The organism is Dyadobacter sp. AC419 (assembly GCF_979253085.1).
The window spans coordinates 21,685-45,953 of sequence record NZ_CEEDCD010000031.1; the positions used below are offsets into that span (position 1 = coordinate 21,685).

General features: G+C 45.9%; 19 protein-coding genes and 7 pseudogenes. 2 read left to right on the forward strand and 24 right to left on the reverse strand.

The features are described 5' to 3' along the window. Positions 1–156: 156 nt before the first annotated feature. Together AC0IYG_RS29895 and AC0IYG_RS29900 are read right to left on the reverse strand one after the other, a co-directional pair. A complete protein-coding gene (locus AC0IYG_RS29895) occupies positions 157–654 on the reverse strand; it encodes a DUF4136 domain-containing protein (RefSeq protein WP_471714805.1) in 498 nt (165 codons plus the stop codon). A gap of 388 nt (positions 655–1,042) precedes the next feature. Further along, a pseudogene (locus AC0IYG_RS29900) lies at positions 1,043–2,412 on the reverse strand (Gfo/Idh/MocA family protein). Positions 2,413–2,555: 143 nt separating this feature from the next. Between AC0IYG_RS29900 and AC0IYG_RS29905 the strand changes: the two are divergent. Both AC0IYG_RS29905 and AC0IYG_RS29910 read left to right on the forward strand, forming a co-directional pair. Next, complete coding sequence (locus tag AC0IYG_RS29905) at positions 2,556–3,026, forward strand: DUF6934 family protein (protein ID WP_471714694.1); 471 nt, start codon at positions 2,556–2,558, stop codon at positions 3,024–3,026. Continuing rightward, positions 3,010–3,162 (forward strand): hypothetical protein, encoded by a 153-nt coding sequence (locus AC0IYG_RS29910; protein ID WP_471714695.1) that lies wholly within the window; start codon positions 3,010–3,012, stop codon positions 3,160–3,162. Before AC0IYG_RS29905 ends, AC0IYG_RS29910 begins: the two co-directional genes overlap by 17 nt. A 6-nt stretch (positions 3,163–3,168) precedes the next feature. Here the strand turns inward: AC0IYG_RS29910 and AC0IYG_RS29915 are convergent. The 22 genes and pseudogenes from AC0IYG_RS29915 to AC0IYG_RS30020 all read right to left on the reverse strand — a co-directional run bounded on the left by AC0IYG_RS29915 (position 3,169) and on the right by AC0IYG_RS30020 (position 24,231). Further along, positions 3,169–4,105 (reverse strand): annotated as a pseudogene (locus AC0IYG_RS29915) (sugar ABC transporter substrate-binding protein). Then, positions 4,102–5,088, reverse strand: coding sequence for an ABC transporter permease (locus tag AC0IYG_RS29920; protein ID WP_471714696.1), 987 nt, complete (start codon positions 5,086–5,088; stop codon positions 4,102–4,104). The pseudogene AC0IYG_RS29915 and the gene AC0IYG_RS29920 overlap by 4 nt, the downstream one beginning before the upstream one ends. A gap of 11 nt (positions 5,089–5,099) precedes the next feature. Beyond that, on the reverse strand, positions 5,100–6,602 hold the full coding sequence (locus tag AC0IYG_RS29925; protein ID WP_471714697.1) for a sugar ABC transporter ATP-binding protein: 1,503 nt from the start codon (positions 6,600–6,602) through the stop codon (positions 5,100–5,102). A gap of 190 nt (positions 6,603–6,792) precedes the next feature. Continuing rightward, a pseudogene (locus AC0IYG_RS29930) lies at positions 6,793–7,954 on the reverse strand (Gfo/Idh/MocA family protein). A 19-nt stretch (positions 7,955–7,973) separates the two neighbouring features. Then, positions 7,974–9,036, reverse strand: a pseudogene (locus tag AC0IYG_RS29935) (sugar phosphate isomerase/epimerase family protein). Positions 9,037–9,054: 18 nt separating this feature from the next. Next, entirely contained in the window at positions 9,055–10,269 is a 1,215-nt protein-coding gene (locus AC0IYG_RS29940; protein WP_471714698.1) for a class I mannose-6-phosphate isomerase, read from the reverse strand. Between the two features lie 44 nt (positions 10,270–10,313). Next, positions 10,314–11,381: an aldose 1-epimerase family protein gene (locus AC0IYG_RS29945; protein WP_471714699.1), complete on the reverse strand. Its 1,068-nt coding sequence runs from the start codon at positions 11,379–11,381 to the stop codon at positions 10,314–10,316. A gap of 48 nt (positions 11,382–11,429) precedes the next feature. Then, positions 11,430–12,122, reverse strand: a complete 693-nt coding sequence (locus AC0IYG_RS29950; RefSeq protein WP_471714700.1) for an alpha/beta fold hydrolase — start codon at positions 12,120–12,122, stop codon at positions 11,430–11,432. Beyond that, positions 12,068–12,235, reverse strand: coding sequence for a hypothetical protein (locus AC0IYG_RS29955; RefSeq protein ID WP_471714701.1), 168 nt, complete (start codon positions 12,233–12,235; stop codon positions 12,068–12,070). The genes AC0IYG_RS29950 and AC0IYG_RS29955 overlap by 55 nt, the downstream gene beginning before the upstream one ends. Before the next feature lie 133 nt (positions 12,236–12,368). Continuing rightward, positions 12,369–13,196: a sugar phosphate isomerase/epimerase family protein gene (locus AC0IYG_RS29960; protein ID WP_471714702.1), complete on the reverse strand. Its 828-nt coding sequence runs from the start codon at positions 13,194–13,196 to the stop codon at positions 12,369–12,371. A 32-nt stretch (positions 13,197–13,228) separates the two neighbouring features. Next, positions 13,229–14,296 (reverse strand): ThuA domain-containing protein, encoded by a 1,068-nt coding sequence (locus AC0IYG_RS29965; RefSeq protein WP_471714703.1) that lies wholly within the window; start codon positions 14,294–14,296, stop codon positions 13,229–13,231. A 24-nt stretch (positions 14,297–14,320) separates the two neighbouring features. Beyond that, a complete protein-coding gene (locus AC0IYG_RS29970; protein ID WP_471714704.1) occupies positions 14,321–15,172 on the reverse strand; it encodes a sugar phosphate isomerase/epimerase family protein in 852 nt (283 codons plus the stop codon). Positions 15,173–15,206: 34 nt separating this feature from the next. Further along, positions 15,207–15,923, reverse strand: a complete 717-nt coding sequence (locus tag AC0IYG_RS29975; RefSeq protein WP_471714806.1) for a 3-keto-disaccharide hydrolase — start codon at positions 15,921–15,923, stop codon at positions 15,207–15,209. A 287-nt stretch (positions 15,924–16,210) separates the two neighbouring features. After that, positions 16,211–16,777: pseudogene (locus AC0IYG_RS29980) on the reverse strand (fasciclin domain-containing protein). A gap of 90 nt (positions 16,778–16,867) precedes the next feature. Beyond that, positions 16,868–17,779 (reverse strand): glycoside hydrolase family 130 protein, encoded by a 912-nt coding sequence (locus AC0IYG_RS29985; protein ID WP_471714705.1) that lies wholly within the window; start codon positions 17,777–17,779, stop codon positions 16,868–16,870. 324 nt (positions 17,780–18,103) lie between these two features. After that, on the reverse strand, positions 18,104–18,244 hold the full coding sequence (locus AC0IYG_RS29990; RefSeq protein ID WP_471714706.1) for a hypothetical protein: 141 nt from the start codon (positions 18,242–18,244) through the stop codon (positions 18,104–18,106). Between the two features lie 17 nt (positions 18,245–18,261). Continuing rightward, positions 18,262–18,711: a YceI family protein gene (locus AC0IYG_RS29995; protein WP_471714707.1), complete on the reverse strand. Its 450-nt coding sequence runs from the start codon at positions 18,709–18,711 to the stop codon at positions 18,262–18,264. Between the two features lie 80 nt (positions 18,712–18,791). Continuing rightward, positions 18,792–19,319, reverse strand: a complete 528-nt coding sequence (locus AC0IYG_RS30000; RefSeq protein ID WP_471714708.1) for an RBBP9/YdeN family alpha/beta hydrolase — start codon at positions 19,317–19,319, stop codon at positions 18,792–18,794. Between the two features lie 21 nt (positions 19,320–19,340). Beyond that, the gene (locus AC0IYG_RS30005) at positions 19,341–20,009 is read right to left on the reverse strand and encodes a formylglycine-generating enzyme family protein (RefSeq protein WP_471714709.1); all 669 of its coding nucleotides are present in this window, start codon (positions 20,007–20,009) and stop codon (positions 19,341–19,343) included. Between the two features lie 411 nt (positions 20,010–20,420). Continuing rightward, positions 20,421–21,889, reverse strand: a pseudogene (locus tag AC0IYG_RS30010) (phytoene desaturase family protein). Between the two features lie 10 nt (positions 21,890–21,899). Next, a pseudogene (locus AC0IYG_RS30015) lies at positions 21,900–23,472 on the reverse strand (sulfatase family protein). A 195-nt stretch (positions 23,473–23,667) separates the two neighbouring features. Next, a complete protein-coding gene (locus AC0IYG_RS30020; protein WP_471714710.1) occupies positions 23,668–24,231 on the reverse strand; it encodes a DUF4142 domain-containing protein in 564 nt (187 codons plus the stop codon). Positions 24,232–24,269 lie beyond the last annotated feature (38 nt).

Below are 24,269 nucleotides of genomic sequence, written 5' to 3' on the forward strand. Positions count from 1 at the left end.
TGTGGACACACTAGTCGAAGTTTTCGGTCGACCTCCACGCAGGCGATCCGATTGTGAAGTAGGCTTCGGAGGAGTTTAGGAATGGGGAGAGTTTGTAAACAACAAGAGCGCTGAAGGTTAGCCTTCACGCTCTTTTCAATTTGGTCGATTACTCTATTAATTCCTGCTATATGTATCCGACGTGGCTTGCGGGAAAGTCCTCAGAATGTCCGTCTCACGGCGTTTTTTACCATCGTTTCGCGGTCTTCTTTTTTGGTTGGCGCTTTCACCTTTCCGGAAGCCCATCCTCGCCAAACCATCCGGTCGCCGTTTTTCTGATAAATGTTCAGGATAAAACGGCTTTCCCTGATAGTCGTAGGTCGAAATGTTGTTTCCGCCGCCGTACCACCACATATAAGGCGAGTACATGTTGTTGGAACGCACTTGCTGACGATCTTTCACATCCGTCATAAACCTTACGATGATGTCAGGATTTTTGGCGTCCATTTTATAACCTTTGGCCTCCATCACTTCCACAACCGCATCTCCAAGCCTTCTTCTGTTCAATTCACTTCCCAAAAGCGGATCCGTTTCCATGTTGTGTTCGGCTTCCACTTTAAACGTTTTGAATTGTTTTAGGTTAACAGAAGAATCATAATCATAACTTACCTGCAGCGCCCTGGCTGCATCCCATCATTAGCAGCCCCGCAACGACCACCGCTGCGGTGACTTCATCAACTTCACTATGGTTTTCATATTTGTTTGAACGTTTAGTTATTGTATATATCTGACAGTTTCCGAGGGCAAAAGTTTAATTGTTCGGATGACAATATCATATAAACTATAAACAAAAAATTTTGGTATATAAGTTTAAAAAAATCCATTTTTTCAATCACTAAAATGCGCGTTTCCGCCGCATTAACGGCGATGCAAACGTTTGCACTGAAAGCGGTCTATTAACAGGATGCGGACTAGTGAGAAATGGTTGTAAAACAAAAAAGCGCCGGGTTAGCCGGACGCGAAGCACTGGGATTTATAGGGACCACAAAACTTTTATACCAACCTAAACTTTCTTGTAATCCGGGTGTTTGTAAGGATCCCGATATGGTCGGGCTAAGAGCGCATTTGCCTTCTCTATCCCCTACAATTTCGCGTTTTACCGGATCATAAACAATGGGTCGCCCGGTTTTCATCGAAAGATTTGCAAGAATGCAGCTGGCCGTCGAAATGTGTCCTTCTTCAATGTCGGCAACAGGTTTGCTGCTGCTATCAATCGCACTCAAAAAGTCGAGCATATGGAGCCTTGTGGCGGGTGCTGCGTTCAGTTCAATGGCCTTTTCTGTCACATCTTCCGGGTATTTTTCTTTTTCAAAAACCACATCTTTGTGGATCTTTTCGCCTTTGCCGTTGGGAATGAAATCATAAGCCATTGTACTCGCCCATAATGTTCCTTTTTCGCCATACAAAGTGAATGACCACGGATAATCGGGATTGTTGGGCGTTCCCCAGGTGCGGTGCTGCCAAACGCAATTCAATTCATCATATTCAAAAATGGCCGATTGCGTGTCCGAAATGTTTGATTTCCCTTCCTTTTGAACATAAATGCCGCCCGTAGAGCTAATCTTTTTCGGCCAGCCCAGTTTGAGCATCCAGCGCACCGTGTCAAACATATGGACGCACATATCGCCCGTGATCCCGTTTCCATATTCCATGAATGTGCGCCACCAGCGAACGTGTGGCAAACCGTCATAAGGCCGCAATGGCGCGGGGCCGGTCCATTTTTCGTAATCCAAAAAGTCGGGCACTGCTTCAACGGGCGGATTGCCATTATTTCGCATGTGGAAATAACAGCACATTTCAACGTGTGAGATTTTGCCCAGCAAGCCAGCATCAACAATGTTCTTTTTCGCATCGATCAAGTGCGGCGTACTCTTGCGCTGCGTCCCCACCTGAACCACTTTTTTATACTTTCTTGCAGCGGCCACCATTGCCTCTCCCTCCATCACATCAACGCTGATCGGCTTTTGAACATACACGTGCGCTCCTGCTTTCACGGCGTCAATCATCTGCAATGCATGCCAATGATCCGGCGTGCCAATGAGCACAATGTCCATTTCATTTTCAGCCAGCATTTTTTGATAATCGGCATAAAGCTTCGGCGTCTTCCCCGATTTCTGCCGTTGGCTCACCAGTTTTCCCGCTTCATTCAACTGATTTTTATCCACATCACAAAGCGCAAGCACTTCAACCGGAGCCACTTGTATCAACCTGAACAAATCGCTTTTTCCATACCAACCAGTTCCAATAAGCCCCACGCGGAGCATTTTAGCAGGATTAATAAGGTCCATTCCCCTCGCCCCAAATGTAGAAAGCGCAAGCGCCGCCGTAGCGCCATGCAGTAAAACTCCGGCGGTTGATATTGAAATTATTCATTGATTGAATGGTTGGTTATGGTCTGGTTTAGTTGTGATTAAAAGGGATTTGCCCGGCTGGTTTACTTTCAGCAAAATTTTTTATTTGAATTGCGTGACCAATGAAATGCTTCGCCGTATCAATGGAAAAGCAATTTAAAGGATATGAATTCAGAATATTACGAGACTGAAGCTAGTGAAGACGGCTTGGAGTTTCTGTTTGATAGCATCAGCGAAAAGAAGACAATTTCAAAAATCATTACATTCACACGTTACTCTGATAGCATTGATGTGTACAATCTGGCTTTTGGCGATTTGAAAGAGAATGCTGGGATTGATGATTTGGCGGTTAGCAATAATGCTGATATGGAAAAAATAATTGCAACTGTCATTCAAAGTATTTATCTGTTTTTTCAGGAAAATCCGAAAGCATTGCTTTATATAGAAGGAAGTACATCTCAAAGAACCCGTCTGTACAGGATGATTATAAGTAGAGAGTTAAGCACGTTTCAAAAAGACTTTGATATCTTTGGAAGGATTAAGTCAGAGGCTGAGCCATTTGCCAAGAACCGCCCTTATGACGGATTTGTTGTAAAACTGAAATTCAAATCACATCATTATGCAAAGCAAAGTTAAAATAGTCCGTTCTATTGCAAAGAACGAAAAAGAACGTGCAGCGATTGACGCATTTTCACAAAGAAAATTAGAACAGGTGAAGAAAAGTCTGGATAAGATGGACCTTAGTGTCTTTTTCGATCAAAAGGAGTTATAAACACTCCTACTTCAAATACTGCTCAACGTTTTCCTTAGTTACCAACTGAAACGGAATCAATACCTCTTTTTCAAACTTCTCTTTCTTCGCCGCCTTCACGGCTGTTTCTTATCGCCTTTCCGCCTTGTTCCTGAGCATTCTGGAAAATAGTAGCATTCAGCGCTCCTTTTTTTACGGATTGTAAGGCATCCGGAATTGCGTCTACACTTACAACGATTACTTTGTCTTTCAAACCCGCTGCTTCGAGGGCTTTTACGGCTCCCATGCCCATTTCGTCGTTGTGCGCGAAGACGGCGTTGATTTTTGAGCCGTAGGATTGGATCCAGTTTTCCATTAAAGACATGGCTTTTGCGCGGTCCCATTCGCCGGTTTGCTCTGCCAGCAGTTTCATGCCTGGATTGGCTTTCAGGATTTCTTTTGCACCATTGTCGCGTTTGATCTGAGCAGCTTGACCCATAAATCCGTGCATAATGAGCACATTTCCTTTGCCGCCGAGTTTTTTAGCAAGATATTTCATAGCAATGCGTGCAGATTCAGTATCATCGGAACCGACAAATGCGGTTGGTTTGGCGGAAGTCTCTGAATTAACATTGATGATCGGAATGTTGGCATCCATAGCAAGTTTCACGGCTGGCGAGCTGGCTTCCACTTCGCAAGGGTTCATGATAATTGCGTCCACGCCTTGGGCGATGAAACTTTCCACTTGCTCCACTTGCTTCAAAGCAGACCTTTCTGCGTCGACCGTGATCAGTTCAACGCCCAGCTCCTTGGCTTTGGCTTCCATTTCATCGCTGACATTAACGATAAATTCATTCTGCATACTTAGCATCGTGGCGCCTACAACCAGCTTTTTACCGGATCTGCCATCCGCGCCTTCATTTTTTTGAGACTGGTTACAGCCTGCAACTGCCAATGTTAATGCTGTTAGAAAGAAATATTTCATTGAATGCGCCATGCTATCCTAATTCGATTTTTAAAAACTAATGATCTTTTTTCGCCCATGCTATCCAGCACAACCGCCCCGATAATGATGATGCCCATCACAACCTGCTGATAATAAGAAGTCACATTCAGCAGGTCCAGACTGTTACTGATCACGCCAATGAGCAACGCACCGATTAATGTTCCGGTCATGGTGCCGGTGCCACCTGATGTGCTTGTTCCGCCGATGATGGCGGCAGCAATGGCATCGAGCTCGAAACCTGCTCCGGCATTGGGCTGCCCGGTCGTAATCCTGGATGTGAGCAGTATTCCGCCTACCGCAGAAAGCAGTCCGCATAGCGTATATACCCACATTTTTACATTGCCAACATTGATTCCCGATGCACGCGCCGCCTGCTCATTACCGCCCACCGCATACATGTAGCGACCGAGGACGGTCTTATTTAAAATAACAGAACAAACTACGAACGCGATGATGAGGATAATAATGGGAAAAGGAATGCCGAACACATTGCCGCCTCCAATAAAATTAAATGAATCTGACAAATTAGAAACAGGCCTGCCTTTACTCAATATCAATGCTAATCCACGCCCAATGGTCATCGTGCCGAGCGTTACGATGAAGGGTGGAACTTTGCTTTTGATCACTACAAATCCATTGAAAGCACCAAATAAAACTCCGGCCGCCAAACCCGTTAGCAACGGCACCAACAATGGATAAGTGTCCGGATGCGCGAACATGGCTGCCGTAACTCCGGCAACGGCAACCATTGAACCAAGCGAAAGATCGATCCCCCCAGTGATAATCACAAAAGTGACGCCGAATGCGAGCAATGCGTTGATGGAAACCTGCGTCCCAATGATCATCAGGTTCGGAACAGTAAAAAACCGGGGTGTGCTCAGTGCTAATGCAATGCATATCAATGCAAAAGCGAGGAAAATGCCGTATTGTGTAAAACGCTGTAAGCGGAAAGATTTATCCATAATGCTTTTGATCACGCAACCGCGTATTTCATAATTAATTCCTGCGTCGCTTCTTGTTTGGAAAGGATCGCCGTTTGTTTTCCTTTTGACAAAACCAAAATCCGGTCACTCATTCCCAGGATTTCGGGCAGCTCAGAAGATATCATAATAATGGCAATTCCTTTATCGGCAAGGCTTCTGATGAGTTTATATATTTCAAATTTCGCCCCCACATCCACCCCTCTTGTTGGTTCATCAAGAATGATGATTTCGGGTGCAGCGAGCAGCACTTTTCCTATGACTACCTTTTGCTGATTGCCCCCGCTCAGATAGCTGACTTTCTGATTCATATCCGCAGTTTTAATGTGCAGGTCTGCGATCATTTGCTCGGTGGAAGTTTTTTCAGTTGACCCATTGATGAAAATGCCCTTTTTATGACGCTTCATGCTGGCCAATGTGGTATTATCCTTCACCGACATGCCGGGAATAAACCCCAGACCCTTGCGATCTTCACTCACATAACCGATCCCGTTTTCAATGGCTTGCCGGGGTGTTTTATTCGTTACAGCTCTGTTTTTAATGCTGATTTCACCGCTGTCCTGCTTATCCAAACCATAAATTACCCGTGCAATCTCAGTTCGTCCGGCTCCCACTAACCCTGCAAAACCAAGGATTTCCCCGGCGTGGACGTCGAAGTTTATGTCGGCAAACTGCCCTTTTTTGCTTAAACCTTTCACTGAAAGCGCCAGCTCACCTTTTGTAAATGATGATCCAGGAAACATATGGTCAATTTCCCGGCCGACCATCAAGGAGATCAGTGATTGCTTATCCAGCTCAGAAGCAGGCTTGGTGGCAATGTATTTTCCGTCCCGCAAGACGGTTATGGTGTCCGAAATCTGGAAGATCTCGTCCATTTTGTGAGAGATGTAAATGATGCTTACTCCCTTCGCTTTTAAATCTTTGATGATCTTGAAAAGTGTATCAACTTCCTTATCAGAAATGGCCGAAGTTGGCTCGTCCATAATAATCACTTTTGCATCATTTGAAATCGCTTTTGCAATTTCCACCATCTGCATCTGAGCGACACTAAGATGCTTTATTTTGGATTTAGGATTAATGTTGACACCCATTTCATCCAGTAACGTCGCCGCTTTTCTGTCAATGGAAGTGTCATTCAACCAGCCGGATGTCCAGCCTTTTCTTGCTGAAATTTCCTTTTCTCTCCCTAAAAAAATATTTTGCGCAACAGTCAGTTCTGGAATGATCAGAATTTCCTGGTGGATCATTGAAATGCCCTTTTTCAATGTGTCGCTGACTTTGCTGTTTTTTAAATTTTGTCCTTCAAAAACAATTTCCCCCGAATCCGGCGCCAGCAAGCCGATCAGAATTTTCATAAATGTAGATTTCCCAGCTCCATTCTCCCCCATCAAAGCATGCACTTCTCCCCTTTTTAGCTCAAACTGAATATTGTCCAGTGCTTTCACACCGGAAAATGATTTTGAGAGATTTGAGACTTGGAGGATTGTTCCCATCATTCTTTTTTAATCCCCCGGTTGAAACCGGGGGCAATATTTTTGTTTTGGGATTCTTTTTAGATAATAAAGAAGTCAAGAACACATATTGGATGCAAGACCCTCAAAAACAAAACATTGCCCGGGGTTGAAACCCCGGGCTTTATGATAATGGAAGATAAACTGGAATAGGACAGGATAAAGCTGATTTAAATTAGCCTTCCCAAGTCACATTAGTGTCTTTCCAGCTCTTTGAAGCTGCCGAATCCAAAACTGCTTCGCAGACTTTCTGGGTTTCGTAAGCGTCTTTGAATGTTGGGCGGCACGGCTCATCGGTTTGCAGGCTTTCGAAAAAGTCGGCGGCTTGGTGGATGAATGAATGTTCGTAACCAATGCTCGTACCCGGAATCCACCAGCGCTTCATGTAAGGCTGGTCGCTGTCTGTTACCAAAATTGATCTCCAACCGCGGACGATGGATTCGTCGCTATGATCGAAGAATTCCAAACGGTTCAAATCGTGCAAATCCCAACGAATGGATGCATGCTCACCATTTATTTCAAATGTATAAAGTGCCTTGTGGCCGCGTGCGTAACGCGTTTGATTCAAAAAGACCTAACGAGCCGTTATCAAAGTGACAGTGGAAAATACATGCGTCATCGATGCCTACTTTTTTCACTTCGCCGCTGGCCGAATGCACGCGTTCTTTGATAAATGTCTCGGTAACAGCCGAAACATCCTTGATGCCGCCGTTGATCCACATCGCTGTATCGATACAATGCGCCAGCAAGTCGCCGGTCACGCCGGAGCCGGCTGCGTCCACATCCAGTCGCCACGTTGCAGCGCCTCCTTGGGGAACGTCCGGATTGATGGTCCAGTCTTGTAAGAAATTGGCACGATAATGGAAAATACGGCCCAATTTGCCTGAATCGACGATTTGCTTGGCTAATGTTACGGCGGGAACGCGGCGGTAATTATACCAAACCGTGTTTTTTACACCGGCTTTTTCAATGGCATCCACCATGGTTTTGGCTTCTTCCAATGTTCTTGCCAATGGTTTTTCACAAAGTATCATTTTGCCCGCCGCCGCAGCCGCGATCGCGATTTCGGCATGCGTGTCATTGGGTGTGCAAATGTCAATTGCGTCAATGTCATCGCGCTCGATGATCTTTCTCCAATCCGTTTCGATGGATTCGTAACCCCACTGCTCAGCAAAAGCCCGCACTTTTTCTTCGTTGCGTGAGCAAACTGCCTTTAAAACAGGGCGATATTCCAGCTCCGGGAAGAAGTCGCCTATTCTTTTATATCCATTGGAATGCGTGCGGCCCATTAATCCGGTTCCGATCAATGCAATCCTGATTTCTTTTTTATTTGACATATTCCTGAATTCAAATCGGTTAAACGATGGTAGAAACAACTGAATCTTCCTGATACCAGCCATGCGCCTGACGCACTTTCACCAGCGCCGCAAGAATGTCATTCCAGGTTTGCTGATTGGTCATCACCTCGTTCGGGAACATGCAGCCATCCCAGCAAATGTGACGGAATGCCTTGGTAATGTTGCCGTTTTCATCCCGCATCCAATATCCGGCGTCTTTTGTAATGTCCAATCTGCCGTTTGGATCGGTTGCCAGACGAGTGACGGCCCGTTTTATCGTGCGAACCTGTTCCGTGAACCGTTCCGTCGTTTTGTGCAACGTGGAAATCGAATGTATACGGACGCAATTCAGCAGTCATTTTTTTCAAACCCTCTTCCAAAGCAAAGCGATCGCCCCATTGGAAATCAACTGGTAAAATGCGATGTTCAGGTGCATTGTAACCCAACAGATAAAGGAATGTATGTGACATATCAGCCTGGAAACCCATATTCGGACGGTCCACAGCGTGCAATGTGTCAAGCATCGCCCGCCAGCTGTGCATTCCGCCCCAGCAGATTTCACCTTCGGCAGCGATTTTTTCACCAAAATCAGCAGCAACGTCACAAGCGCGTCTGAATGTTTCAGCGATTTGCTTTGTATTGGCAGCAGGATCAACCGCCCAAACTTCCGGAGAAGCAGCTGAGTCAACACGGATTACACCGCCTTCACGAAGGCCAAGATCACGTAGTTTTTTACCAAAAATACAAGCCTGGCGCACCTGCTCTACAAATGTGTCTTTCGCCTCCTTAGTCCCCATCGCAGAACCAGCCCAGACGTTCGCGACAAGACTTCCCACTTCGAGGTTAAGGCCGCTCAGCTTTTCAGCCAGACGTTCCGCTCCGCCGTCCTGGTTCATATAAATACCAACATGCGGGTCAAAAAGACCTAAGTCAACGCCGTCAAAACGGACGCCATCCACTTCCGCAGAGGCCGTTTTTTCAAGCATTGTATCAAAAGAAATAATGGGCTCTTCATCAGAACCTTTTCCAATTATGCCAGGCCATGTGGCATTGTGGAGCTTGGGATAATTATTTTCTGGCATGGTTTAAGAATTTATTGGTTAAAGAACTAAGTCAGGATTTCCCGGACCGAAGTGTTTTAAGATTACAATTGGATCTGTTTTGGAAGGATTGCTGATCACAACTCCTTCTGTTGCAGCTTTTTCAGTTACGAAAAACTCATCATTCGTCAGTTGTCCGTAACGGATCAATGCGGGTGTTTCAATGTCCCATTCGCCAAACTTACCGTGGCCCTGCATCACGATCATTCCGTATGCGCCACCGTCTTTAATTGTTACGGTTTGCCCGGGGAATACGGTCAATTCTTTGGCACTGTAAGCTTCGTTTTTGTAGCAAATCCAGTTTTCGCTATATCCTTCAGCTTCCATTTCGGCAACATCTTTCACCGGTTTCGGACGCATGAAATGTTTCTCCATCAAATTAGGATTAACATTCAAATCCCAGTCGATTACTTCCATCAACAAGTCGTAATCGCCAATTCTGTCTTGCGGGGTGCCTTTCCAAAGCAACTCCTCGGGAATAACAGCCTCGTTCACAAGTGATTGATACATCGCAAAAATATCTGAAGCTTTCTGGGGCTCATATGTACACAAGCTACCCGGCGCGTGCAGCATGCCGGGAGGCACATCCCAGCCCGTACCCGGTTCCAGACGAAATGCCTGAGAGTAATTCGTTATTTTATTGTCACCCTTGGTGAAGTTCATCAGACACTCCTTGATCTGTTCTTTGGAAGTTCCGGGAGCAATTCCAATGAATGTATAAGGAAAATCGCCGCCATGGTTGTTGAGTTGCGGCGGGAAATAGTAGGCTTCCGGCTTTCCATTCTGGCCCACCATTGCGGCGTGCTCGTCTCTGTGGTGGATATGGTGCGGAAGCGGGCCCATATTATCAAAAAATTTGGAATACATCGGCCAGCTTTTGTATTGATCCCAAAGTCTGTTACCAATAATTTCACCTTTCAGCTCTTCCACCGCATCCCGCAATGTGACTTTTTGAACGCCTGATTCATCTTCCAAAACAATTTGGCTCAAACCTTCATTTTCGCCTGTCAGCGGCCCGTTCTCCGCGGGAGTAGTAGAAGATAACCAGCGCTCATCGATACCGCCACGCTCTCCACCCAGTACATAATAATCGTCCGGATGTAATTTGATCCTGCGGCCGGGAACGCAAAATGAACGCGGCACCCAGGTCGGCGCCAAACGCAAAATTCCTTTTCCCTGCTCTAACGCCTTTTCAGCTATACTCGAAAGTCCCATTGTGGTTAAAAGTTGGTTTAGTTATTATTATATATCTCCTCTCCTTATAAAAAGTATTCATCAATTGCCTCCTGCTCCGTCATCACATTCAATTCAACATCGTAAACCTTCGTCTCCTCAGGGCTAATGAAAATCAATGTCTTATCTTCTCTCGCCTTCGCCTGCCCAGACAGCGGATGCGTGCTCGGTTCCAACCCGGTAACGTATTCTCCTTTGCCCCAATGTTGCCAGTTAGCCATCCAGGGCAGTTGTTCTTTTTTGAATTTTAATCCAACAGCCAGACCGATCTTCTCATTATAAAGTCCGCAAACGCTGTCGCCGAAAATATCCGCTTCAATGTCAACCAAAGCAACTTCTTCACCGCTTCCGAGGTGATCTTCCAATGGCGCAGGACACTTTTTGAAATCGTTTCCTTCTTTGAAAATTTTGGCATTTTCTTCGCCGTGTCTTGGATGCCATTTGCCTCTCCAAAGAATGTCCGTTCCTTCGTCAGCGAGCGGCCAGCCAAAATTGAAATGATATAAAAGCATATGCGGAGACGGCGTGTTGCCTTTATTGGTAACCTCGTCATGAATGCGGATTCCGGGTTGTCCTAATGTTGCCGAAATGGTTCTGCGCAGTTCCAGACTTGGCCCAAATGGTTTGGTTTCCTTGATAATGCCGGTAATGCTCATTTCCAGTTTCCCAGCTCGTGGCTCGGGCTGAATAATCGACACAATTTCTGCGGGAGAATTGCTGATCAGTCCGTGCAAACCTCTGTCTCCGAATTTGTCCGATTCCGGTCCGCCTACATGCGTAAGGCCGCAAGTGGTAAGCAAGCCTCCGCCGAATGTTCTTAACCAGTCAATGCCTTTGTCAGAAAAAGGCTGCGGATAAGTGATGCCGCCGTGGCTCAGCCAGGCCAGACTATGCTGATTGTAAAATGCCTCGGCAATGTCCATCGCCCTGTCAATGACCACTTTAAAACGCAAACCTGCGCCGGTGTTGATCCAGGCAATGCGTGTTCCTCTTCCCGCGCCATTGTCCAGAACGGACGTTTCAATGCCGCCTATCTGCGCGTGATTGGATACTTTGTCCGTCCAGTCCTGATTTATATGCTCCGCACTTTCCATTTTGTATTAGGTCAATTCAAAAATAAAAAAGGCGCTAATCACCTCGTTTTAATGTGTTTTTGAGAGAAAATCCCTCACTCTCTGGTTGAAATCATCCGTGTTTTCGAAGTGAAAAGCATGTCCGAGCTTGTCATAAAGGAAAAGCTCAGCGTTCGGAATGCCGTTTGCGACTTCCTCTGCCATCCAAACGGGCGTAAAAATGTCTTCCCGGCCTCCTATCACCAATGTTGGTTGATTAATTTTACCCAAATCGTTCAGCGCGTTGTGATTAATGCAAGCGGCGGCCTGACCTTCCAAGCCGTGTAAAGGCTGTGGATAAGGATTTACGGCATCCTGTTTTCTGCCCAATTCCAGCTCTTCATGCTTTCTGGGATCGTCCCAGGATGATTTGGAAAAAATTAGTAATTGAATGTAAAGACTAAATTCCTCGGGTCTGAACCGCGCTTTGCTGTTCATAATGTGCTGGAATAAACCTTTCGCATATGCATCGCAGCGCGCCCAGGGACACATTAACACCAATGATTTGACCTTATTGGGATGCCTGATTGCGAGTTGCTGCGCAATAGTGCTGCCCATGGAACAGCCCACAACATTCACATTCTCCAATTCCAGCGAATCCAGCAAACCGGCGTAGTCATCGGCCATTTGTTCGCTGGTATATGCGCCTGCGGGTTTGTCGGTTTGCCCTACGCCCCTGTTATCGCCGATGATGCAGCGAAAATGGTGTTTCCAATCGGCCACATGCACATTCCAGACTGAACCGGCGCAGTAATGCCCATGATCAGCAAAAGCGGCTCGCCGGAGCCCCTTTCCTCGTAATACATGTTTATTCCGTTGGTTTTTATCGTTGGCATTTACAAGTTATTTTCAGGAAGCCCCGCTGGGGCTTAAACATTTGTCAATTCGTTTTGCTAGAAACAGGGAGCTCCTCCGGAGCCTTAGCAATGGCAGATCAATCTGCCGACGGCCGATTTTCGACAGCCGATGTTATTTTAATGCTGGAATCAGGTCATTTTGGATCCAATTGCCGTCGTGGGTGGTTACGAAATCAGGATCTTCCAATGCTTCCTTTCCTTCGTCTTCACAAATGATCCAGCCGCTATAATTAATGTCTTTGAGCCATTGCGTGACGCCTAGCAAATCGACTTTTCCGTTACCCATTAAGGTAAATTCAGGATTTCCGTCCCAATCTTTATAATGAACGTGGTTAATGAGCGACTGATATTCCTTCATTTTGGAAAGCGGGTCCATATCGCCGTTGATAATGTGGCCCACATCCGGCGTCCAGCCTGTAACCGTCGAATCGAGCGATTCCAGCACGATTTTGTAATCTTCGGCCGTGCGGATAATGGATGTATGCGGTGAATTGGGGTGGTAACTGCAAGGAACGCCTTTGTCCGCTGCACGTCGTGAAACCGTGTTGACAATGTTCACAAGCCGCTTTTGGCGTTCGGCAAGATCGTGGCGACCTGTTGGAATTTGCACTGTATTTAAAACCGCACCCGGAAAACGTTGCAAAACTTTGATCGCATGATCTGCCACTTCGCGCTCGCGTTCGGTTTCTTCCGCCTCATTCCAATCCAATGCCAATGCCAATGCAGCCAGCTCAATGCCTTGTTCGTCCAACTTTGCTTCCAGCTTATCCGGATCGATCAAATCGCCCATCCAGGTGAAAATCGGTTGAATTCCGGTAAATCCGGCTTTCGAGATGACTTCAATCATGTGGCCGAGCCGACCTTGATGCGTTTGCCCGTTGTTGCTCATAAACCAGGTGTAAACCTCTGATCCGAAGCGAAATGGAAGTGTTTGAGACATTAAATGCTTTTTATTTTTATATAAATCAAAAATTATTTTGTCTTCTTTTTGACGATCTCGCCCGGCATAATGAGCGAATCCCAGCCTGCAAGATCCGCAGGCTTCACGTTGGCCTTATAACCGCTAAAATTGAAGGTTGTGGGTTTGTACGGCCCTACGAAAGCAATGTTATTAGTCGGCTTAATGTCATTTTCCATGCCCATCGCCCAAAAAGTTGCATTCAGCGCCATTCTTCTGAATCCATCATTTAAAATGTCTTCGGAAGCACCGTGTGTGGTGGTGAACGAGCGCCCCTTTTTGCCATTTTCGACCTGATATTCCTTAATCCAGGCAACTGGTAGCAATTCTTTGGTTTTGTCAGGCTCGGAAGTTGCGGTCATGCCGTTCAGGACCTGGCCTTTTGCGAGCACTGTTCCCTTAGGCTCAGCTGTGTAACCGCCGGATTGCACCCACATATCTTTCACGCCGCGCATGATCGGGTGCGATTCCTGTGATTTTTCGATAATGATCTTCGAAGATTGCTTGTGATTGGTGCCATAATGAGAAACCCAAGTTTCGCCCAGCACATATTCGCCAAAACCATCTTTCCAATTGGACTTATCACCTTTATAATTCCAGCTGTAATGTGCCCATTTCGGATCGTTTTTGATTTCAAAAGCGTGGGTGGATGTGCGGAAAGCGACGATAGGCCCGCCGCGTTTGATATAATCGTCAATGTGCTGCATTTCTGCGTCCGGAAAATGGGCGAAGCGCATGAACATCACGAGTAAATCGGCCTTATCAAGCACGTCTAGGCCTTTAATGTTAGATCCGCCTGGAAAAATGTTGCCTGCGGAATCCAGCGCATACACGACGGTGCAGTTGAAGCCGTAATTTTTTGCTAAAATTCTTGCCAGTGCTGGTAACGACTCTTCCCCCCTGTATTCATGATCCGTTGCAATGAAAACGATATTTTTACCAACACCCGGACCTTTGTCGCCTTTGTAAACAACGCGATACATTTCAGCATCAAAATCTTGCGCATTTACATTCGCTGTGTTAAAACAGAAAATAAAAGCAACAATGCTGGTCAGCAGCAATGATTTCAGGATTTTTTGCATGGTTCGGGAATAAAAGTGGGTTGGTTACAGACCGTGTTTCAGGCTCATTTCGCGGATAAACTTGTATCCATTTTCGGCAATGTCCCAAGGATCTGAAAACTCGCGCCACACGCCAATCGCATTGGCAAAATCCGGATCGTTCCTTGAAAATGCCTCAATGGTAAGCCAGCCCTTATATTTGATTGCCGCTAATGACGAAAAAGCATCGTCCCAAAGCACTTGTCCATCTCCGGGCGTGCCGCGGTCATTTTCACTGATGTGCACGTGCGCCAAAACGGGCGCGATGGTTTGAAGCGCGGTTGCGTATTTTTTCTCTTCAATGTTGGAATGGTGCGTATCGAACATGGCGCGCACATTGGGATGATCGGCTGCTTTCACGAGTTTAAGCAGCTGCTCCATGGTATTGCACAGATAGCATTCAAAACGGTTCAGTGCTTCCAGCGCGAATATAATGTTGGCCTGAGCCGCATATTCTGCTGCTGCATTCAAAACCTCTCCTGCCAATGCATATTCCTGATCCTGAGCCGGACGGTTCACAAAAACCGTGTGCGCCGAGTGAAACGGGCCGCAAATGATTTTCGCATTCAGATCATGTGCGCGATCGACAGCCCATTTTATTTTATCCAAAGCCCTTTGCCGCACCTCAACTGATTCACTCACCGGATTTTCGTCCGCGCCGAGCGTCATTACAGCCGAAGTTTCGAGTCCGATATCTTTGGTATAATTCCCAACACGTTGATAAGCAGCTGATTCCTGCGGGCCCAGATAAAATTCTGCTCCGTCGTAACCGATGCCTTTCAGCCGGTCTAAAATGGGGAAAAGATCATCCGAAACCGCTGCCGTCCAGGCAAGCACATTAAATCCTATTTTATTCATTTTACTATCATTCTTGCCATTGCTGGCATGCACGCTATTGTTTGATTCTCAAATCTTTGTATTCCACTTTCATGGGTGGGCCAACGTGAACCTGCACGCCAAGCAATCCTTTCATTTTACCATTAAGCGTATCATTATCAGTTACATCGCTCATTAGCACACCATTGATATAATGTTGCAGGCGGTTTCCTTTGGCTACAATGTGAAACTCATTCCAGTCTTCACTTTTGATCAAGGTTTTCAACGAATCTGACTTTCCTAACGAGCCCGTCACTTCGAGTCCTGTCCAGGCATTTCCTTTTACGCCTGCACGCACAGCTTCGGGTGTATTTTCGCCTGTGTAAGGCTTAATCGTCGTTTTCTGACCGCGATAGGCTAATGTTGTTCTTTTGCGTTCCTCATAATTCTGGCCTGTATAATTGTTTTTTCCATCAATATCGGCCTGGTAACCTTTCAATGCAAAAGGCACGTCTGTTAATTGCTCACTTCTGTAATTAACGCCTGAATTACCGGCTGTCGCGATTTTTACCGAGCCTTTCAATTCAAAATCTGCCGGCTCACCGCCTTTCCAGATAATGAATGAATTTGTTTTCAAAAGGGTCTCCGGCGTGATTTCTCCTACAAGATTTCCATTTTCCACTCTCCAGTATTTTGGATCACCATCCCATCCTTTTAAAGATTTACCATCAAAAATAGATACGAACCCTTCTTTCTTTTGGGCTACGCTTGAAACCTGGCTTCCGATGGTCATTAAAACGGCCAGGATAAGTCCGGCGCTGATAAATCTGGAATTCATTTGGATTGTATTTATAGGTTTAAGCGACTTTTGTAAACAATGAGTCTTCCCTATACAGCAACGGCAATTTTTAGTTAACAACTCTTAAAAAAGCAGAAAATAATATCCGAAAATTCCGCGAAAATTATCCGGGGGACTATCCGGTACTAACCTGCATGGGGCACAAAAAAAGGCGGGAAAGCCTAAGCTCTCCCGCCACATCACAACCAACTTCACTCAACGAACTTCACTAACTCAATTCATTAAGGCATCAAAACTGTGTCGATCACGTGGATCACGCCTGTTCGATTGATACACATCTGCGATGGTTACTTTTCCTTTGTTACCTTTTGCATCAGTAACGATCAGGTCTTTTCCGTCCATAGAGAACGTAAGTTCAGCACCCTGCGCTGTTTTCGCCATTGCCTTTCCTTTTCCGTCCTCGATCATTTTCTGCGAACTCGATTCAGAATCAACTTTTCCAGGAATCACGTGGTAAGTCAAAACCGAAGTCAAGTGTCGCTTTGTTTTCTGGTTTCAAAAGATTGCTCAACTGTTCCGTGCCTGGCAATGCAATCAAATGCTGCGTTAACTGGCGCAAAAACCGTGAAAGGACCTGTTCCTGACAATGTTTCTACCAGGCGAGCTGCTTTTACTGCTGCAACCAATGTCGTATGGCTTTAGAGTTAACTGCGTTTTCAATCATGTTTTTATTTAGGATACATTTCTGCGCCTTGACCCACCATTTTAGATTTTTCCTGCGCGAACGCACCAAAAGCAGTCATTAAAGCCACTGCAAGAAAGCTTGTAAATTTGATCGACGTTTTCATAGGTAATAAGTTTGTTTTTTAATACTACGATATACGCCAACGCATTGCAGATAGATCGATCGGCAAGTAAATAATATTGTTCCAACCGGGTTACATCATGGCAACGGATCGCCTGCGGTTTTGGTTTTGGGATCGTAAACTGCTGACACCGTACTCGGGAATCGGCACAGCCCGTAATATAGGAGCCATTTGTTTTTGAAATATACCATTCCTTCGATGAAAACGGTTCCGGCAAGACGTATTGCCCGCTTTTCTCAAATGATTCGCATCGGGCGGAAGAAGGGGAACATCCAGTCTGGCGAGCACTTTGGAAGGGTCGTTTTTATCAAACAAAACCTGACCGGCGCAATAACTGTTGGGCGTAAAACGCTTGTCGCCATCTTCGCCTTTGTCGTTCTTACGATTATATAAAAGCACGATTCCCTTTTCGGTAACGATGGCTGGCGGGCTGCATTCGGTTAAGTTACTGTCAAAAAAGCCTTTTCTTGGAGAAATGAGGTTTACCAGATTTTCATTTTTGTCAACAAGCGGCGTCCAGTTAATGAGGTCGGTGGAAGATGCGAGATTGACATTGGCTTCTCCAAAATAGAGCCAGTATTTGCCATTGATTTTGGCAATAACCTGTTTGTCGCCGACCAGCTTCGTGATGATGGAGCCGGACTTCGACCAGATCTCATTGAACTTGCCATTGAATGCTTTCGTAAACGCAGGTCCGTGCTTTTCCCATTTCAATAAATCTCTCGACGTTGCAATGCCCAGCCGCGCTTTGTCCTGGTTCCATTGGGTGTAAATGATCACATATAAGCCATCCTCAGTGACAGCAACGCGCGGATCTTCGCAGCCTCCCGGCCATTCGTTTTTCTTCTGGTTGTCTTCTGCGGGATATAAAACGGGTTCTTTGCGTCTTTTGAATGTGATTCCGTCCTCACTTTCGGCGTAACCAATGCGCGAAGTGCGCTTTCCGATGGCGCGGCCTGCTTTGTCTTCAGCGCGATAAAGCACGACAATTTTGCCGTCTTTAATCGTTGCAGCCGGGTTGAATGTATTCGTTGGACTCCCAGTCCACCTGCCGTTTGTTCATCGGGCAAAAGAATGTTGTAGTGGAATCCGGGGAAATAACGGGATTAACACCGGCCGGGCGCTGGAAACCGCCGAATGTCCAATCGGGAAGCTTGTTTTCTTTTTGGGCAAAAGCGCTTCCTGCCAGATAATATCAGGCTTGCGGCCAAGCCGGTAAATATTTTCTTCATGGATAACAATTGGGTTAAAAATCCGACTCGAACGAATCGAGCCGGATTATACAAACTTTCTTAAAATTACCTTATCTTATTTGTTAGCCACAAGATTCACATCCAATGTAAAGTCGTTGTCGATTGCCTTGTCGCCAAGGTTTTCGAAGAAGTTGGACGAACGGAATTTGATATCATATTTCGTGCGGTCCACAGTTACTTTTGCATTAGCAGTCACTTTGTTAGCATCTGATTTTACAATGCAGGAAATTTCACATCCTGTGTGATGCCTTTGATAGTCAGTTTGCCAGCGACATCATAATTGTCACCGCCTTTTGGTGTTACCGAAGTGATAACCAATTTCGCTTGTGGATGCTTTTCAACTGAGAAAAAGTCGTCGCTTTTCAAGTGACCTGTCAATTTTCCATTCATATCCTTATCCTCGATGTCAGTCACAACAAGTGATTTCACGTCAGCGACAAAGCTCCCTCCTTTCAATTTATTTCCATCAACGATCAATGAACCACTTTCCACAGGCACTGCGCCCGCATGCGTTCCAGTAACTTTTTTAGCGCCCCAGGTTATTTTGCTGCTTTTTGTGTCTACTGCAAGTGTTTTGTCAGCAGCTTTTTTATCAGGACCGCCGGCGATTGCAGCAGCATTGAACAGCAAACCCGCAACAAGGAAAACAAACATTTTTTTCATAGTCATTCGATTGTTAAGTTGTAAAATTGATTTGTAAGATAAGAAGATATAATAAAATTTATTCGGAAACTTAAATGCACTCAGGCTTTCCAGGATCGCTTTTCCCGCTTTCCAATCTTCCAGTCCGGAAACCGCATTGATACGCCCTTTTTTTCCAACATTAACAAAATCACTGCCCAGTTCTCAGCAAAGGTCTTTGACCTGCCTATGGTTGCATAAATGTCATTCGTGCTCGCTACTACGACCGTTTTAAATTCAAAAGGTTTAATCGGGATCGGAGTAAATCCGACAACAAAATTTAAACGTCTGGACATTTCGGCATCTGCGGGTGCAACGAGCAGCGCGCCTTTAATGTTGGCGGAGCTGTGTTCCTGAGCCCAATGCGCAATGGTTATACAGCCCAAACTATGCCCAACCAGCACAGTAGGGCCTGTTAATTCACTTATTTGCTTATCTAGTTGCTTCACCCAATCTGCCTTAACCGGCCAGTCCCAGTTTTCCTGCTGCACCCTGCTGAAAAGATGCGGATACTGCTGTTCCCAAAGGGTTTGCCAGTGCTGCGGACCTGAGCTGGCCAGGCCTGGGACGGTCAGATAGTGCATATTCATTTTACTCAATCGTGACAAAAATTAGATCTTATCCTTTACGCAGCGGAACCCCAGATTATTGCTGCCGCTGGTTACTTCGCCTTTTCCACGGCTGCCTGCCTTATAGCGAATGCAATAATCGTCACTGCAAAGGAAAGAACCGCCTCGCTGTACACGTTTCACAGCACCCGGCTCATCGGGATCATAACTATCGGCCGGCCCTTTCGGATTATCCTTCGGACTTTTTTGATAATAATCCGGTCTGTAAAGATCTTCACACCATTCCCAAACATTGCCATCCATATCATACAAACCGTAAGGATTCGCAGGAAATGTCTGCACGGGAGCGGCTGCTATGAAGCCGTCTTCGTTCGTATTTTTATCGGGAAAACTGCCCTGATAAATATTAGCAACCCATTTGTTGCCGGGCTTTAACTCGTCACCCCAGTAATAAGTGTGATTGCCTTTTCCACCTTGTGCTGCATATTCCCATTCTGCTTCGGTAGGAAGCCTTTTTCCGGCCGATTTGGCATAAGCCGCTGCATCTTCATAAGAAACGTGTGTTACCGGAAAGTTTTCGCGGCCCTTAATGGATGACGACGGACCTTCGGGATGCGCCCAGCTTGCTCCTGCCACGTAATTCCACCATTGCAGCGGATTGTCCAGTGAAACCTGTGTTTTGGTTGGTGTAAAAACGGCTGAACCGGGCACCAGCTTATCGGCCGGAACGCCTGGATGAATCTGCCGGGTTCAATGGTCTTTCTGCAACTGTTTTATAACCGGTGGCTTTTACGAATGCTGCAAATTCCGCATTGGTTACCACGTGTTATCCATATAAAACCCATTGACAGAAACTTCATGCATAGGTCGTGAATCCGGAAATTCGTCGGCTCCCATCAGAAACTTACCGCCGCCAATCCATGCCATTCCGGTTGTGTCGCCTTTTCCCTCTGCGACGTAACTCGCATTTTATCGCAGCTGCGCGCGAGGGCATTCCGTCAGCAATGCAATGTGCAAGGCTGTCTGCTTTTCTTTCTTCGGCCGTTTGCTTTTTTTCACAGCCTGTTGCCGCAAAGATTGCTAAGCCTACCAAAAAATTCATTTTAACCGCTTCAACAAAATTCATAACCTAATTATTAAACCGCAGCCGATTGGCCTGAAATTGATTCTAAAAACATCTTTTAATGCACGCTTTGCTGCGTGATAACCGCACATGCCGTGCACGCCTCCACCCGGCGGTGTGGATGACGAGCATAAATAAACGCCCTCGGCCGATGTGCGATAAGGCGAAACCTGCAATATAGGCCGCGAATAAAGCTGAAAAATATCCTGGATGCCGCCATTAATGTCCCCGCCGATGTAATTGGGATTATAAGCTTCCATTGCCACCGCATTCATTACATGCTTTTCTTTAATTGTATCCTTAAAACCAGGTGCAAAACGCTCAACCTGATTTTCAATAATGTTCGTCATATCGCGGGTTGAACCATTCGGAACGTGACAATAAGCCCACGCTGATTGCTTTCCTGCGGGCACGCGCGACGGATCAAACAAGCTTTGCTGCGCCAGAAGCACAAATGGCTTTTCAACATATTTGCCTTGTGACAAGCTTTTCTCGCCATGCGCAATTTCTTCAAATGTGTTCCCTAAATGCACCGTTCCAGCCTTTTTGCATACATCGGCTGCGAAAGGAATCGGTTCTTCCAAAGCCCAGTCTATTTTGAACACGCCCATTCCATAGCGGTATTTTTCGAGCTTTGCGCGATGCGATCCGCTGAAGCTTGCTGCCCGCAATTTGCAACAGCTGTTTAGGTGTCACATCCAGCAAAACGACTTTTGAATCAGGCAGTTCATCCAGTGATTTAACTTCAAAATCTGTTTGTATTTCACCACCCAAAGATTTGAAATAAGCAGTCAGGACATTCGCTATGGACTGACTTCCGCCTTTGGGAACGGGCCAGCCGCCGAGATGAGCTGCTGCCATCAATATAATTCCAAATGCAGACGTCGCTGCATTTTGTAAAGGTTGTATCGCGTGTGCCGCCATTCCAGCCCAAAGCCCTCTTGCCTCTTTTGTTTTAAAATATTTTCGCGTCCAGGTTGCGGGTGGAATTGCTTTTAACCCAAATGCTGCCAGGTCAATCGGATGTGCTGGCCATTCCAACGGCCCGAGCAAGTCGGGAAGTAAGCCTGGCAACTTTTCGACGAGCGGCTGCATGAAATCTAAATACGCGTTTTTTATCTGCTCCTAACCCTTCCGCGGTTTCGGCCAATGACTGATGTAATGTTGCCGCGCCGCCGTCGTCAAACGGATGTGCTGCTGCATATTCGGGATGGATCATTTCCAGTCTAAGATCTTTCAATGGCAGGCTTTTGAAAAACGGTGATAACAACGCCATCGGATGCACGGCTGAACATATATCGTGCACATAACCGGGAAGTGTGAGCTCCGCCGAACGCATGCCGCCGCCAATCGTGGACTTTGCTTCAACCAGCAGAACCGACAATCCTGCACGCTGCAAAGTGATCGCCCCTGCTAATCCATTTGGTCCAGAACCTACCACCACGGCGTCATATGCTGCTTTATGCACTTTCAGACTGTTAAATGTTTTTAGCTGCTGCCAGAATTTTCAATGCTTCGTCATCTTTATATTCCTGCATCAGCGCTTTCAACTTCCCTTTCAGGTCTGCGGTAATTTTTTCAGTGCCGGGTTTGCCGTAAATGTTGGCATTCTCACTCGGGTCTTTTTCAAGATCATACAATTCCCAGGAATCGGCTCCTCCGTAGAAATAGGCCAACTTATAACGGCTTGTCCGTAATCCGAAATGTGGAAAAACGTGGTGCGGCTCGGGAAATTCGTAGTAATGATAATATGCTTCTTTACGCCACGGCACTTTGGCTGTTTGTGCGTCTTTTAACAAAGGTAAAAACGATTTTCCCTGCACATCAGAAGGCACTTTTGCTTGCGCAAGATCAAGCACCGTTGGCGCCCAGTCAATGTTTACAATCAGATCATCGACCTTTTTCCCAGGCTTAATTACACCCGGATAGCGGATCACAAACGGCGTTTTTAATGATTCCTCGTAAATAAAACGCTTATCAAACCAGCCATGCTCTCCCAGATAAAAGCCTTGATCCGAAGCATAAATCACCACTGTGTTTTTGGCCAAACCTGATTTATCCAGATAGTCGAGCAACTTCCCGATGTTTCTGTCCAACGAATTGGCAACTGAAAAATAGTCACGCAGATAACGCTGATATTTCCATTCAGTTAATGCTTTTCCAGTCAGTTTTTTGTCAGTTACTTCTTGGGCAACTTTGTCATAATATGCTTTGAAAACCTTCTTTTGCTCTGGGTTAAAGCGTTTGTAAGCATAATCGTTTTCATAATCGACGCCAACTTTCAAATCCTGTTTCAGGCGCATGGTCTTTTCAATGCTCATATCCTGCTGCATGGCTGCATTCCGTCCCTTATAATCGTCATAAAAATTAGCGGGCAAAGGGAATGTTACATCATCATACGCGCCGAGATCCTGCAAATCGGGCAGCCACTCGCGGTGGGTAGCTTTGTGCCCAACGATCAGGAAAAATGGTTTGGAATTTTCCCGTTTTTCCAGCCAGTCCACAGAAAACTTCGTGATCAGATCTGAAACATAACCGGTGTAACGGGTTGTATCATTGGGCTGACCGATAAAATCCGGATTATAATAATTGCCCTGGTCCGGCAACACATTCCAGTAATCAAACCCCGCCGGAAGACTGTTCAAATGCATTTTGCCAATCCAGGCAGTCTGATATCCGCTTTGCTGTAAAGTTTTAGATAATAATGTCTGATTCGTATCAAAGCGGGTTCGATCATTGCGCTTGTATCCATTCAAATGGCTGTATTTTCCGGTGAGCAATGTGGCGCAGGCTTGGTCCGCAGATGGAGTTGGTTACCAGATTATTGGTCAATAATGCGCCTTCGCGTGCGATGCGGTCAATGTTCGGAGTTTTAGCGATTTTGTTTCCATAAGCACCGATTCCCTGATAAGCGTGGTCATCGGAGAAGATAAAAATGATGTTTGGCCGACTTGCGGTTTGGGCTGATAAATTTCCCCCAGCAAGCGCAAGCGCCAGAATAAGAACGAATTTAGGAAGGTGAGTTAAGGAAATCCCGGAACGCATTTTCATTTACTCTATTTAATTGGTAGACAAATAAGCTATCAGAAAAGTATTTAACAAATGTTTGTCATTAAATACTTGCTGCGACCTTATGTGATCGGCTCTGTTGCCCAAATTCAGGATTTCTTTTTATTTATCCATATCTGGAAAACAAAAAAGGCCGGAACCCAATCGGATCCCGGCCTTAGCAATGAAATAAGATTCTTATTTCATTTTGTCTTTAAGCGCCTGTGCCATTTCAAGATGGTGTTTCAGAGCGGGCACTTTACCTGCTGCCCATGATTTCACCTCTGCGTCTTTGGCATCGCTAGCGGCTTCTTCAAACTCGCTGATGTCTTCTTTATGATCGTCTACCATGAAAGCAATGTAGTCCTTATCGAACTCAGCGCCCTTTTTCTTAGACAATTCGTCTATTTTTTTCTGCTTATCGTCACTCAGTGACATCGGCAAAGTAATATTTTTAGTTTGTGCCAGCGCTTTCAGTTCTTCGTTAGCTTTACCATGTTCGGTCGCCATTGTAGAACCAAATTTCTTAACATCTGCGCTTGCAGCGTTGGTTTGCGCTAATTCGCCTAGTTGCACTTCCATCATTCCGCCATCGGCAGCTGCCACAGCAAATTCTGAATCGTCTTCGAGCTTCGTATCGTCCAATTTGGCGTCATTTTGCTCTTCTGCAACTTCTTTACTGTCCTCAGCCTTGTTACTGTTACATGCTGTGAACGTCAACATGGCCGCTACCAGCAAACCACTTAATGTTAACTTTTTCATAATTGTTTTCAATTTTTCGTGATGATAGTTTTAAAAGG

Bases quoted from the DNA above. Each gene is read 5' to 3' on its own strand.
- AC0IYG_RS29920 (WP_471714696.1), bottom strand. From the start codon at position 5,088: ATGGATAAATCTTTCCGCTTACAGCGTTTTACACAATACGGCATTTTC.
- AC0IYG_RS29970 (WP_471714704.1), bottom strand. From the start codon at position 15,172: ATGAATAAAATAGGATTTAATGTGCTTGCCTGGACGGCAGCGGTTTCG.
- AC0IYG_RS30000 (WP_471714708.1), bottom strand. From the start codon at position 19,319: ATGAATATGCACTATCTGACCGTCCCAGGCCTGGCCAGCTCAGGTCCG.
- AC0IYG_RS29945 (WP_471714699.1), bottom strand. From the start codon at position 11,381: ATGGAAAGTGCGGAGCATATAAATCAGGACTGGACGGACAAAGTATCC.
- AC0IYG_RS29960 (WP_471714702.1), bottom strand. From the start codon at position 13,196: ATGTCTCAAACACTTCCATTTCGCTTCGGATCAGAGGTTTACACCTGG.
- AC0IYG_RS29995 (WP_471714707.1), bottom strand. From the start codon at position 18,711: ATGAAAAAAATGTTTGTTTTCCTTGTTGCGGGTTTGCTGTTCAATGCT.
- AC0IYG_RS29965 (WP_471714703.1), bottom strand. From the start codon at position 14,296: ATGCAAAAAATCCTGAAATCATTGCTGCTGACCAGCATTGTTGCTTTT.
- AC0IYG_RS29955 (WP_471714701.1), bottom strand. From the start codon at position 12,235: ATGCCAACGATAAAAACCAACGGAATAAACATGTATTACGAGGAAAGG.
- AC0IYG_RS29910 (WP_471714695.1), top strand. From the start codon at position 3,010: ATGCAAAGCAAAGTTAAAATAGTCCGTTCTATTGCAAAGAACGAAAAA.
- AC0IYG_RS29905 (WP_471714694.1), top strand. From the start codon at position 2,556: ATGAATTCAGAATATTACGAGACTGAAGCTAGTGAAGACGGCTTGGAG.
- AC0IYG_RS29940 (WP_471714698.1), bottom strand. From the start codon at position 10,269: ATGGGACTTTCGAGTATAGCTGAAAAGGCGTTAGAGCAGGGAAAAGGA.
- AC0IYG_RS30020 (WP_471714710.1), bottom strand. From the start codon at position 24,231: ATGAAAAAGTTAACATTAAGTGGTTTGCTGGTAGCGGCCATGTTGACG.
- AC0IYG_RS29925 (WP_471714697.1), bottom strand. From the start codon at position 6,602: ATGATGGGAACAATCCTCCAAGTCTCAAATCTCTCAAAATCATTTTCC.
- AC0IYG_RS29975 (WP_471714806.1), bottom strand. From the start codon at position 15,923: ATGACCATCGGAAGCCAGGTTTCAAGCGTAGCCCAAAAGAAAGAAGGG.